The 12,863-nt window shown below is 59.9% G+C and carries 9 protein-coding genes and 1 pseudogene; 5 read left to right on the top strand and 5 right to left on the bottom strand.

The window, feature by feature from the left end:
- Positions 1 to 3: 3 nt before the first annotated feature.
- From ACZRMH_RS11460 to ACZRMH_RS11450, 3 genes are all read left to right on the top strand, one after another.
- The gene (locus tag ACZRMH_RS11460) at positions 4 to 1,485 is read left to right on the top strand and encodes a mannitol dehydrogenase family protein (protein WP_464013462.1); all 1,482 of its coding nucleotides are present in this window, start codon (positions 4 to 6) and stop codon (positions 1,483 to 1,485) included.
- Between the two features lie 106 nt (positions 1,486 to 1,591).
- Entirely contained in the window at positions 1,592 to 3,064 is a 1,473-nt protein-coding gene (xylB, locus tag ACZRMH_RS11455) for a xylulokinase (RefSeq protein ID WP_464013461.1), read from the top strand.
- Between the two features lie 5 nt (positions 3,065 to 3,069).
- The gene (locus ACZRMH_RS11450) at positions 3,070 to 4,008 is read left to right on the top strand and encodes a carbohydrate kinase family protein (RefSeq protein ID WP_464013460.1); all 939 of its coding nucleotides are present in this window, start codon (positions 3,070 to 3,072) and stop codon (positions 4,006 to 4,008) included.
- Between the two features lie 293 nt (positions 4,009 to 4,301).
- Here ACZRMH_RS11450 and ACZRMH_RS11445 read toward each other — a convergent pair whose 3' ends face one another.
- The gene (locus ACZRMH_RS11445; protein ID WP_464013459.1) at positions 4,302 to 5,603 is read right to left on the bottom strand and encodes an OprD family porin; all 1,302 of its coding nucleotides are present in this window, start codon (positions 5,601 to 5,603) and stop codon (positions 4,302 to 4,304) included.
- A gap of 165 nt (positions 5,604 to 5,768) precedes the next feature.
- On the opposite strand from ACZRMH_RS11445, the pseudogene ACZRMH_RS11440 reads away from it, so the two are divergent.
- Both ACZRMH_RS11440 and ACZRMH_RS11435 read left to right on the top strand, forming a co-directional pair.
- Positions 5,769 to 6,620 (top strand): annotated as a pseudogene (locus ACZRMH_RS11440) (sensor histidine kinase); the annotation flags it as partial.
- 71 nt (positions 6,621 to 6,691) lie between these two features.
- Positions 6,692 to 6,967 (top strand): peptidylprolyl isomerase, encoded by a 276-nt coding sequence (locus tag ACZRMH_RS11435; RefSeq protein WP_083369510.1) that lies wholly within the window; start codon positions 6,692 to 6,694, stop codon positions 6,965 to 6,967.
- A 293-nt stretch (positions 6,968 to 7,260) separates the two neighbouring features.
- Here ACZRMH_RS11435 and ACZRMH_RS11430 read toward each other — a convergent pair whose 3' ends face one another.
- From ACZRMH_RS11430 to ACZRMH_RS11415, 4 genes are all read right to left on the bottom strand, one after another.
- Positions 7,261 to 8,472, bottom strand: coding sequence for an amino acid deaminase (locus ACZRMH_RS11430; RefSeq protein WP_464013458.1), 1,212 nt, complete (start codon positions 8,470 to 8,472; stop codon positions 7,261 to 7,263).
- An 11-nt stretch (positions 8,473 to 8,483) separates the two neighbouring features.
- Entirely contained in the window at positions 8,484 to 8,873 is a 390-nt protein-coding gene (locus tag ACZRMH_RS11425; RefSeq protein ID WP_464013457.1) for a RidA family protein, read from the bottom strand.
- 70 nt (positions 8,874 to 8,943) lie between these two features.
- Complete coding sequence (locus ACZRMH_RS11420) at positions 8,944 to 11,196, bottom strand: ATP-dependent DNA helicase (protein WP_464013456.1); 2,253 nt, start codon at positions 11,194 to 11,196, stop codon at positions 8,944 to 8,946.
- Positions 11,193 to 12,842, bottom strand: coding sequence for a VRR-NUC domain-containing protein (locus ACZRMH_RS11415; protein WP_464013455.1), 1,650 nt, complete (start codon positions 12,840 to 12,842; stop codon positions 11,193 to 11,195). The genes ACZRMH_RS11420 and ACZRMH_RS11415 overlap by 4 nt, the downstream gene beginning before the upstream one ends.
- Between the last annotated feature and the right edge of the window lie 21 nt (positions 12,843 to 12,863).

The following is a 12,863-nucleotide window of genomic DNA, read 5'->3' as shown; positions in this document are numbered from 1 at the left end:
CCCATGAAACTCAATCGCCGAAACCTCGACAATCTCACCCACCAAGTGGCCAAGCCGACCTATCTTGCCAGCGATACGCAACAGGGCATTGCCCATATCGGCGTGGGCGGCTTTCATCGCGCCCACCAGGCGTATTACACCGATGCCCTGATGAATCGCGGCCGCGATCTGGACTGGAGCATCTGCGGTATCGGCCTGCGCGCCGAGGACCGCAAGGTACGCGACGATCTGGCCGACCAGGATTACCTCTATACCCTGTTCGAACTGGGCGACAGCGCAGACACGCAAAGCCGCATTATCGGCGCCATCAGCGACATGCTGCTGGCCGAGGACGGGGTTGGCGCACTGATCGACAAGCTGGCCAGCCCGGCCATTCGCATCGTCTCGCTGACCATCACCGAAGGCGGCTATTGCATAGACGACAGCAGTGGCGAGTTTATGCTCGGGTTGCCGCAAATCCAGCACGACCTGGCTCACCCCGAAGCACCGACTACCGTATTTGGCGTGCTCTGCGCGGCGCTGGCTCAACGCCGGGCCAATGGCACCCGGGCCTTTACCCTAATGTCCTGCGATAACCTGCCGCACAATGGCGCCGTGGCGCGCAAGGCCCTGCTGGCTTTTGCCGCGCTGAGCGATGCTGATTTACATGACTGGATCGCAGCCAATGTCAGCTTCCCCAATGCCATGGTCGACCGCATCACGCCCATGACCAGCAATGCCCATCGCCTGCAACTGCACGATCAACTGGGTATCGACGATGCCTGGCCAGTGGTGTGCGAGCCGTTTGTCCAGTGGGTGCTGGAAGACAAGTTCAGCGATGGCCGCCCGGCCTGGGAGACCGTCGGCGTGCAGCTTACCGACGACGTGACGCCCTATGAAGAAATGAAAATCAAACTGCTCAATGGCAGCCATCTGGCCCTGACTTACCTGGGCTTTCTCAAGGGCTATCGTTTTGTCCACGAAACCATGAACGATCCGCTGTTTGTGGCCTATATGCGCGCCTATATGGACCTGGACGTCACCCCGCAACTGGCGCCGGTGCCCGGCATTGACCTTGGGGCCTACAAAAATACCCTGGTGCAGCGTTTCTCCAACCAGGCCATTGCCGACCAGTTGGAGCGCGTGTGTTCGGATGGTTCTTCGAAGTTTCCCAAGTTCACCATCCCCACCATCAACCGGCTGATCAGCGAGGGTGGCGAGTTGAAGCGTGCCGCGCTGGTGGTGGCGGCATGGGCGTTGTACCTCAAGGGTGTTGATGAAAATGGGCAGACTTATGCCATCCCCGACCCGCGGGCCGAGTTTTGTCAGGCGCTGGTGGCGGATGATGCGCTGATCGTGCAGCGGCTGTTGGGCGTGGAAGAAATCTTTGGCAGCACGATCCCCCGGTCAGCGGAGTTTGTCGCGGCGTTTGAGTGGTGCCTGAACAGCTTGCGTGAGGTGGGGGTGAGTAAAACCCTCGAGCAAGTGCTAGCCCGTGTCGCCTGAATCGCGAGCAAGCCCTCTCCCACAGGTGCAGCGCTGTCTTTGTGGGAGCGGGCTTGCTCGCGATGGCAGCACCGCTCGTTACCTGATTTAACCGAGGCTTCCAATAATGTACCTAGGCATCGATTGCGGCACCCAGGGTACCAAGGCCCTGATTCTCGACAGCGAGTCCGGCCAGACACTGGGGCTGGGCGCCGCACCCCATACCCTGATTCAGGGTGAACACGGGCGCCGCGAGCAAGACACCGGGCAATGGCTGCACGCGCTGCAAGAGGCCACCCGCCAGGCCCTGACTCAAGCCGGAGTCAGCGGCCAGCAGATTCGAGGTATCGGCGTCAGCGGCCAGCAACACGGGCTGGTACTGCTGGACCAGCACGGCGAAGTACTGCGCCCGGCCAAGCTGTGGTGCGATACCGAGTCCTCGCCTGAAAACCTCCAGCTGCTGGCATGGCTGGGAGGCGAAGCCGGCTCCCTGGAGCGGCTGGGGCTGGTGATTGCGCCAGGTTACACCGTCTCCAAGCTGCTCTGGACGAAAAACCATCATCCCGAAATCTTCGAGCAAATCGCCCATATCCTGCTGCCCCATGACTACTTGAATTACTGGCTGACGGGCCGCTGTTGCAGCGAATACAGCGATGCTTCGGGCACCGGTTACTTCAATGTGCGCACCCGCCAGTGGGATTTTGATGTTCTGCGCCATATCGATCCTGAAGGCCGCCTTGAGCGCGCATTGCCCACATTGATCGAGTCCCGTCAGCCCGTCGGCAGCCTGCGCCCGGAAATTGCCCGCCTGCTGGGCCTCAACCCGGCGGCAGTCGTGTCCAGCGGTGGCGGCGACAATATGCTGGGCGCCATCGGCACCGGCAATATCGAATCCGGGATCATCACCATGAGCCTGGGGTCATCGGGCACCGTGTATGCCTTTGACCCGCAACCCCAGGCCAGTCAGGACCCGGCGGTGGCCAATTTCTGTTCCTCCAGCGGCGGCTGGCTGCCGCTGATCTGCACCCTCAACCTGACCAATGTCACCGGTGCCGTACGCGAATTGCTCGGGCTGGAACTGAGCGAATTCAATCAATTGGCCGAAACTGCAGCCATTGGCGCTGCCGGAGTCAGCCTGCTGCCCTTTCTCAATGGCGAGCGGGTCCCCTCCCTGCCCAATGCCAGCGGCAGTTTTCAGGGGCTGACCCTGACCAATATGACCCGGGCCAATCTGTGCCGCGCCGCCCTCGAAGGCACCACCTATGGCTTGCGTTATGGCCTCGACCTGCTGCGCCGCAACGGCTTGCAAAGCCGAACCATACGATTGGTGGGTGGGGGCTCGAAAAGCCCGCTGTGGCGCCAGATGGTCGCCGATATCATGGCCACCCCGGTGGTGTGTACCGAGCAAAGCGAAGCGGCGGCACTGGGTGCGGCCATCCAGGCGGCATGGTGTACTGGCCCGCAAACCCTGGCCGAACTGTGCCGACGTTGCGTGCGCCTTGACCCGGCTGGCGAAACCCGACCCGACGCCGATAACGTAATAGCCTACGAACACTTTTATCAACGCTACCGACAACAGGTCGCGGCCCTGAGCGAGTAATTGTTATGTACCTGATATGCGGCGAAGCGCTGTTTGATTTTTTTGCGCAAGCGGACAGCAGTGCAACAGCGAACAAAGTAGAATTCAAAGCCATTGCCGGCGGCTCACCGTTTAACGTGGCCGTTGGCTTGCAGCGTCTGGGCATCGACACCGCACTGTTTGCCGGGCTCTCCACGGACTATCTGGGTCAGCGTCTCAAGCAGGTGCTGCTGGACGAAGGCATCAGCAGCCGCTACCTGCTGGAAATGGCCGCGCCGACCACCCTGGCCATGGTCGCCCTGGATGCCAACGGCTCGCCCGCCTACAGCTTTCGCGGCGCAGGCTGCGCCGACCGGCAATTGCAGCCCCATCACTTGCCCCAACTGGGTGATGACGTACGGGGATTGCATGTGGGGTCTTTTTCGCTGGTGGTGCAGCCGATCGGCGACACCCTGCTGGCTCTGGTCAAGCGTGAAAGCGGGCGGCGCCTGATCAGCCTCGATCCCAATGTGCGCCTTAACCCCGAGCCGGATATTGAAGTGTGGCGCCAGAGGATCAACGAACTGATCCCCTATGCCGATATGATCAAGGTCAGTGATGAAGACCTTGAACTGCTCTACCCGGGGCAAGACCCGCAGCAGATTGCCAGTTCATGGCTGGGCCAGCGTTGCCAGCTGGTGTTTCTGACCCGTGGCAGCCAGGGTGCCAGCGTGTTCAGCCGCGAACATGGCCAGCGCACAGCCCCGGCCAGCAGGGTCAAGGTCGCGGACACCGTGGGTGCGGGCGATACCTTCCAGGCCGCGTTGATTGCCTGGCTGACCGAGCATGAGCTGGATTCGTTCGAAGGGTTGCGACAGCTGAGCGCAGCGCAGCTGGACGCCATGCTCGACTTCGCCACCCGCGCTGCGGCCCTGACCTGCAGCAAAACCGGCCCTGACTTGCCGTATCGCGCGCAGTTGAATTGAACAACGCCCGCTTCCACAAATGATCTTGCAAATACCGGACTGGGGAACACCACAAAACCTGTGGAAGCTGGCTTGCCTGCGATGCAGATGACACGGTCTGTCAGGCAAGCCGAGGAGATGCCATCGCGAGCAAGCCCGCTCCCACATGGCCCCTGCAAGCTTCAAGTTTTGTGTACGCCGCAAAACCTGTGGGAGCTGGCTTGCCTGCGATGCAGATGACACGGTCTATCAGGCAAGCCGAGGAGATGCCATCGCAAGCAAGCCCGCTCCCACAGGAGGCTCCTGTTTGTTGTTTACCAGATCGACAGGTTATAGCTGACGATCAAACGGGTTTCGTCCACGTCACGGGCGAACTGGGCGTAGTTGGTGCGATAGGTAGCATTACGCAAGCGCAGGCTGACGTCCTTGAACGTACCGCTCTGCACGATGTATTTCAGCTCGCTGTCGCGCTCCCACTCTTTACCTTCTTCGCTGCTGCCGACCACCTTGATATGGTCGCCATTGACATAACGGGTCAGGAACGACAGGCCGTCAATGCCAATGGCTTTGAAGTCATAGTCGTAACGCAACTGCCAGGAACGCTCCTGGGCATTGGCAAAGTCGTTGACCTGCAGATAGTTGACCAGATACGGGTTGCTGCCATCCAGGTACGGCATCGACGTCTCGCCGTTCATGCGCTGCCAGCCGGCGCTGACTTTATGCCCGCCCAGCGAGTAGCCGAGCATGGCGCCCAAGGCACGGTTGTCGATAGTGGTAGCCTTGGCCGAACCTGCATCATCACTTTTGAGCAAGCGCACATCGGCCGAAAGCACACCCGGGCCAACCGGCTGACTGGCCAGTAAACCGACGAACTGCTGACGATAGATATCCTGCAGTTCTGCGTAGTGATATTGCGCGGTCAGGCGATCATTAACCTTGTAGTCCAACCCGTACATAGTGAAATGATCGGCGGTGATATTGCAGCCATAGCGCTTGTTCTTGCAGTTCAGGCGCAGGTCCTGAGAGTCAGTGGAGTCCCGGGCGGTATAGCGATCAAGGCGCGAGGCGATGAACTTGAGGTCCTTGATTTCCTGGGACACCAGCATGGCGCCATTGAACATGTTCGGCAGCAGACGGCCATCGTTATACTTGAGCAACGGCAGGTCAGGCAGCAGCGCGCCATACTTGAGCACGGTCTGCGACACGCGCATCTTGGCGGTCAGGCCGAACTTGGCATACTGATCCTTGGAACGACGGGGATCGCTGCCGGTCGAAGGCAACAGACCGCTGTTGCTGTCGGCGGGGCTGGAGTCCAGTTTCACACCCAGCATGCCCAATGCATCGAGACCAAAGCCGACAGTACCTTCGGTGTAACCCGATTGCACATTGAGGATAAAGCCCTGCGCGGTTTCCTCACGCTTGGAGGCGCCCTGGGGGCTGGAGCTGCTGCCATCGCGAAAATCGCGATTGAAGTACACCGTACGCGCTTCCAGTTTGGCGCTGCTGTCTTCAATAAAACCGCCAGCCTGTGACGGCGCGGCAAAGCCAGCACACACTGCCAGCGCGCCCAAGCGTGTTACCCGGCTCTGCGCCAACCATGAAAAAGGAACAACCATGTACAAGCTCCAGCAACCAAGCAAAAAAAGGGGCGCAATTGTACGAAAGGCTAAGCTTGCGCCTCATTGGACCTTAGTCGCACTGTAGAATTTGCCGATTCACTTTCAGGACATACCATGGCAATCAAGAGTTCAAGGCGGCGCCAACGCCTGCAGGCCAGCGCCACCGAGCAAGCCCTGCTTGAGCTGAACGAAACCCTTGAGGAGCGTGTAGCCGAGCGCACCCGGGAATTGGCCGAGGCCAACCTGCAACTGCAGCGTGAAATGCTGGAGCGTGAACGCGCCGAAGAGGCCCTGCGGCATGCGCAGAAAATGGAAGCCGTGGGCCAGTTGACCGGCGGTATTGCCCACGATTTCAATAATATGCTGACGGGAATCATTGCCAGCCTGGACTTGATGAAGCGTTATATCGCCGCGGGTCGCATTGATGAAGTGGAGCGCTTCACCGATGCTGCCGTCAACTCTGCGCAGCGCGCTGCGGCGCTGACCAACCGTTTGCTGACCTTCTCCCGGCGCCAGTCACTGGACCGCAAACCGCTGGACCCCAACCAACTGGTCAGGTCGCTGCAAGCGCTGTTCAGCAGCACCAAGGGCGTACATATCGACCTGATCCTGGAACTGGGCCAGAACATCTGGCCGGTCAACACCGACACCGGCCAGCTTGAAAGCGCCCTGCTCAACCTGATGATCAACGCCCGGGATGCGATGCCCGACGGCGGCACGCTGGTGGTCAAGACTGCCAATCACTACCTTGATGCCAGCGACCTCGGTACTCTGGAGTCGGTCAGTTCGGGGGACTATGTGATGCTTGAGGTCAGTGACAACGGCACCGGCATGAGCCCGCAGATTCTGGCCAAGGCCTTTGACCCCTTTTTCACCACCAAGCCGGTGGGTCAGGGGACGGGGCTTGGGCTGTCGATGATTTACGGCTTTGCCCAGCAGTCTGGCGGCCATGTCAGTATCAGCAGCAAGAGTGGCTGTGGCACCCGTGTATGCCTGTACCTGCCGCGCCATCATCACCTCAAGGTCAAAACTCAGGCATAATCCGCGCCCGCGCACTATGCCCCACAGTTCCAAGGTAAAGACTCATGAAAGCTCAAGCACGCCATATCCTGGTGAAAACCGCCGAAGAGGCCGAATCACTCAAGCAACGCATCGCCAAGGGCGAAGCCTTCGATGTGCTGGCGAAAAAATTCTCCACCTGCCCTTCGGGCAAGCGCGGCGGAGACCTGGGGGAAGTGCGGCCGGGGCAGATGGTCGGCATTATCGACCAGATCATCTTTAAAAAACCGTTGCGGGTGGTGCATGGCCCGGTCAAGAGCAAGTTCGGCTATCACCTGGTGCAGGTGTTTTACCGCGACTGAATACCGCAGCTCCCACAATTGACTTGTCGGGATCAGATCTGGCGGCCACTGCAATTCCTGTGGGAGCTGGCTTGCCTGCGATGGGTCACCTCGGTTTGCCTGGCAGACTTCACCGCCTGCATCGCGGGCAAGCCCGCTCCCACAATAGTCCCTGCAATGCTCCGGTTTTGTGTTCAGCGCAAACTTGTGGGAGCTGGCTTGCCTGCGATGCAAGCACCACGGTATGTCAGGCATATTATGCTGATCCCATCGCGAGCAAGCCCGCTCCCACAGGTTATGCGCCCTGCCGTAAATTAGAACTCAATCGCAAAGCTCTCGACCACATTGAACTGCTTATCCACCAAACACCCCATACGCCACTTGTCGAAGGTCAGGCAAGGGTGCGAAGTGCCAAAACTGATAATGTCGCCGATACGCAACTCAACACCCTCGGCAATGCTCATAAAAGCATGTTGATCCATCACTGCCGTGACCTTGCAGCCACTGACATCATCCCCCACCGCTGGCACTACACCCTCCTGATAACGCATTAGCGGCAGCGGCAGGCCCGCATCAAAGGCCACGTCACGCTTGCCCAGGGCAATCAGCGCAAACCCCGGCTCGGGCAACGACTGCACATGAGCCCAGACTTCCAGCGCCGGGCGCAACCCTTCATGCAGATCACTGCGCCGCTCCAGCACACAGCACTGCGCATCCCTGTAGATACCGTGGTCATGCACCACATAACTGCCGGGGCGCAACACACTGAGAAAACGCCCGCTGGCAGCCTCGGCCTCGAAACCTTCGGCAATCAGGTCATACCAGGCCGAGCCCGACGCGGTGATAATCGGCTTATCCAGGGCAAAGGCCCCTTCGCCTTGCAGACGCAGGGCAAGACGTACCAGGGAAGCAGCAAACTGGCGAATCCCGCTAACCGCCTGCTCGCCATGAATCACCCCTTCATAACCTTCGATGCCGGTCAGGGCCAACGCCGGTTGCGCCTTGATCGCAGCCGCCAGGGTCATGACTTCGTCTTCGCTGCGGCAACCGCAGCGCCCGCCCACAACACCGTATTCGATCATCACATTCAGGCGCTGACCGCGTTCAGCGAAATACGCGCCCAATGCCGTCACGTTGTCCGGGTGATCGACCATGCAGTGAAACTCGAATGCCGGGTCTGCCTGCAGATCAGCGATCAACGCCATATTGGCCCGGCCCACCAACTGGTTGGCCATCAGCACCCGACGCACGCCACCGGCATAGGCAGCGCAGGTTTGCACGGCGGTGGCCAGGGTCAGGCCCCAAGCGCCCTGCTCCAGCTGACGGCGAAACAGCGCCGGGGCCATACTGGTTTTGCCGTGGGGCGCCAGCACTGCACCGCTACGGGTAACGAAGTCCTGCATCCAGCGAATATTGTGCTCCAGCGCATCACGCTGGATCACCAGTGCAGGCAGGCTGACGTCACGTAGCAGATTGTCGCCGGGGTTGGCGGCGCCTTTGTGGACCTGTGCATTCGACACACTCAACTCCTCAACGCTCAGCCTTTGGCTTTATAGGCAATACAGTCGATCTCGACCTTGCAATCGACCATCATCATCGCCTGCACACAGGCGCGGGCCGGGGCATGTTCGCTCTTGAAGTAAGAAGCGAAGACTTTGTTGAAACTCCAGAAATCGCGGGGATCTTGCAGCCATACCCCGGCACGCACCACATCTTCGAGGCCATAACCGGCTTCTTCGAGGATGGCGATCAGGTTTTGCATGGTCTTGTGGGTCTGCTCGACAATCCCGCCGTTGATCACTTCACCGTTTTCCATGGCAATCTGCCCGGATACATGCAGCCAGCCATCGGCCTCGACAGCACGGGCGAAGGGTAATGGCTGACCGCCTGCGCCCATTGCGCCGGTACCAAAACGTTTGATGCTCATAGGGGGACTCCACTGTACATAAGGCGCCTTCTGCGCCGCAGGGCCAACAGTGTGCCACAACGTCGCAGCCTCAACCCAATCGCCACCAGCGCGGCAGCAGTTGCTGCACCTTGTGCTCGGCAAAACGGTCATCGATCAGGAACAGCGTGCCTTGATCGCTCTGGGTACGGATCACTCGCCCGGCGGCCTGCACCACTTTCTGCACACCGGGGTACAGATAGGTGTAGTCATAGCCGGCACCAAACAGTGCGGCCATGCGCTGCTTTATCTGTTCATTGACCGGATTCAACTGCGCCAGCCCCAGGGTCGCAACAAAGGCGCCGATCAAGCGCGCGCCGGGTAAATCAATACCCTCGCCGAATGCCCCGCCCAGCACGGCAAAGCCGACGCCCTGGCTCGACAGGGTGAACTGATCAAGAAATCCCTGGCGCGCTGCTTCATCCATGCGCCGCGCTTGCAGCCACATGGGGATATGGGGGTAGCGTTCGGCGAGCAGTTCGGCAACCTGTTGCAGGTAGTCAAAGCTGCTGAAAAACGCCAGGTAGTTGCCCGCACGCGTCTCGAACTGACGGGCGATCAGCTCGACAATCGGCGCCAGTGAGGCTTGACGGTGGACAAAACGGGTGGATATCTGGCTCACCACCTGCACCTGCAGTTGCTCGGACTGAAACGGCGATTCCACATCCATCCACACCGTGTCCGCGGGCAAGCCGAGCAGGTTGGCGTAATAGGTTTGCGGGCTCAGGGTGGCCGAGAACAACACATTGCTCTGCGCGCTGGCCAGACGCGGCCCGATAAAACCGGCAGGCACGATATTGCGCAGGTTAAGCCGCGACAGGCGCCGTTTGCCGTCTTCACGCACGCTGATATCAAACAGAAAATGCCCGTCGAACAGCTCCGCTACCCGATTGAATTGCAGGGCTTCGAAGTAGAACGCCTGCAGGTTGCCGCTCAATCCCTGAGGGTGATCGTTAAGGTAATCGCCGATGGCGGTGATACAACCCGACAAGGCAGTCAACCATTTTGCCGGCAGTTGCGAGTGAACCTGATAGGGCCCCACCTGCTCCTTGTGCAGGGCATTCCATTCACGGTTCAGGCGTTTGAAAGGCTTGTCCAGCGGTGCCGGGGCCGAATGCCGCACATTGTTCAGGGTTTGCTGGTCCAGGCTGGCGCTGTACATCTGCCGCGCCCGCTCAACCAGGTTGTGCGCTTCGTCCACCAGGGTCGCGACTCGCCACTGGTTGGCCTGGCCCAAACTATAGAGCAAAGCCGTAAAGTCGAAGTAATAGTTGTAATCGGCAATCACCACATCCGCCCAGCGCGCCATCTCCTGACTCAAGTAGTAGGGGCACACCTCATGGGCCTGGGCGACGCTGCGCAGGGTCTGCTGATCCAGCGGCGAGCGGGCCACAGCGGCCAGGCGTGCTGCAGGCAAGCGATCATAAAAGCCTCTGGCCAGCGGGCAGGAATCACCATTGCAGGCGTATTCGGGGTATTCACAAGCCTTGTCCCGCGCCACCAGTTCCAATACCCGCAACGGTGCATTTTGCCCCGCAGGATAGAGCACCTGCGCCGCATCGAGCGCCAGCTTGCGCCCCGGGGTCTTGGCAGTCAGGAACAACAGCTTGTCGAGTTGCTGGCCCGGCATGGCCTTGAGCAACGGAAACAGGGTACCTATGGTTTTACCTATCCCGGTCGGCGCCTGGGCCATCAGACAGCGCCCGGTGCTGGCGGTTTTGTACACCGCCTCGGCCAGCGCCCGTTGCCCGGTACGAAACTGCTGATGGGGAAAGGCCAGGGTGCGGGCGGCTTCATCGCGTGCCTGACGATGGGCCATCTCCTGTTCGGCCCAGGCCAGGAACAGCCCGCATTGTTGTTCGAAAAACTGCTGCAGATCTACTGCAGACCAGGTTTCCTGCAGGCGGGTTTCCTTTTCGCTGACGATATCGAAATACACCAGCGCCAGATCGACCTGCGCCAGTTGCAGGCTCTGGCATAGCAACCAGCCATAGACCCGGGCCTGAGCCCAGTGCAATTGGCGGTGGTTGGCCGGGATTGCGGTGAAATCGCCACGAAAGGTCTTTACCTCCTCCAGCACATTGGCCACAGGATCATAGCCGTCGGCCCTGCCGCGCACGGTCAGGTCGCCGTACTGGCCCTCCAGGCTCAGCTCGGCCTGATACTGCGCATTGCGCCGCGAAGCCACCGTACGATGCCCGGCAATCCCCTGCTGCGCCGTGGGCGACGGAGTAAAGCGCAAATCGAGATCGCCAGCCTTGGCGGTGAACTCGCACAGGGCACGCACTGCAACGTGATAGCTCACGCCTGGGGTTCCTGCCATTGCACATAACACACCGTCACCGGCATCTGATGCGCCTCGCAAAAGGCCAGCCAGCGCAGTTGATTGTCTTGCAGGCGATCACCCGGGCCCTTGACCTCGATCATGCGGTAGGTTTTCTGCGCCGGATACAACTGGATCAGGTCAGGCATGCCGCTGCGATTGGCCCTGATATCCAGCAGCAAACGTCGGAACCACAGCTTTAAATGCGCAGGGGGCAAGCACAGCAGCGCGTCTTCAAGCAGGCTGTGGTGCAGGTAATTCCAGGCAACAAAGGGCGATTGCACACCATTTTTGGCAGTGAAGGTCTGACGAATAGTGCTCAGATAGCGGCCATCATCCAGTTGCGCCAGGCAACTTTCGAACACCTCGGCACGCTGCTGGTAGAAATCGTCTTCATGCAGGTCCGCGGGGCCGACCTGATACGGGTGAAAGAACGCCCCCGGCAGTGGTGCAAAAATCGCCGGCCAGCACAGCAAGCCGAACAGGCCATTGATCAGGGTGTTTTCCACATAATGCACGGGCGCTGCGGGTGCGTGCAGATGCGCCATCACCATCAGTTCTACGCTGCTGACAGCGTCCCGTGGCAGGCACAGGTCGAGGCGCTCGGGGGCGTTTGGCTTGACCACCGCCAGGGCTGCCAGCCCGAGTTTGCGCCGCAGCCGCGGGATAATCCGCAATAGGTGCTGATGTTCTGCATCGTTGAGCGGCATCTGTTGCGCAACTTCTGCCAGACTCAGCGCCGTCTGATAGTGCTCCTGACGCTCAAGCACGCGAATGCTGCGCTGGCGTGCTTCAGGGTGACGGCTTTGCTGGTACAGCTGCAATGCCCGGCCCAACTCCCCTGCCCGCTCCAGATGCTGACCAAGCTGAAACAGCAAACGTGCGCGACGGCGTTGCAACCAGCGGTTATCCGCCTCGTAGTCGAGCACCTGTTGCAACACGGCCTCGGCATCGCCATTGAGTTCGAACTGCTCACGACAAGCGTAAAGATGCAGGTAACCCTCAATATCAGCCCGGCAGCGCAACGCCCTGGATTCATGGCTGAAATCGACCTTTTCATAGGTAAACAGGCCAAGATCGGCCAGTACCAGGTCCGACCAGCTCTGCCCAAGGTTGCCAAAAAACATCAGCCGCAGGCGATCGCATAACGCCCGGTGATTGAGGGTATACAGTGGCTCGTCCAGTTGGGGGTGCCATTGCGCCAGGCTTTGCTGCTCGGTGAAAACGGCGCTCAGTTGTTCAAGCCAGTCAGTTTTTTTGCCTTTGGGACGAGTGATATGCGCACCGAAGCAAGCCAGGATTTCCGGCTTTTGCAGCACGTCGAAAACCCCGCTCAAGGCCAAAGGCGCTTGATCATCCAGCCAGCCCGCTTCCAGCAAGGCCGTCGCAGCCCGGGTAGCATCGCCGATCTCAGGGTAGTTGAGCTTGCTGGCGCGAAAGTGCTCGCCCTTGCGCATCACCATCCGCACCCACAATGCTTGCGAGGGGCCGGGCAGTTGAGCAAAACCTGCGATAAAACGCTGCTCGTCGAGGTTCAATACATCGTCATAACGGGCGGCAATCCAGTCGAGCACATGCTGGAAATTTTTCAGGTAATAAAACGGGTCTTCGAGGGGATTGGAAATCACTGGCAACACGAACCACTGGCT

The sequence above is a fragment of the Pseudomonas sp. B414 genome, assembly GCF_055408445.1.
This window is presented reverse-complemented; position numbering and strand designations above follow the sequence as displayed.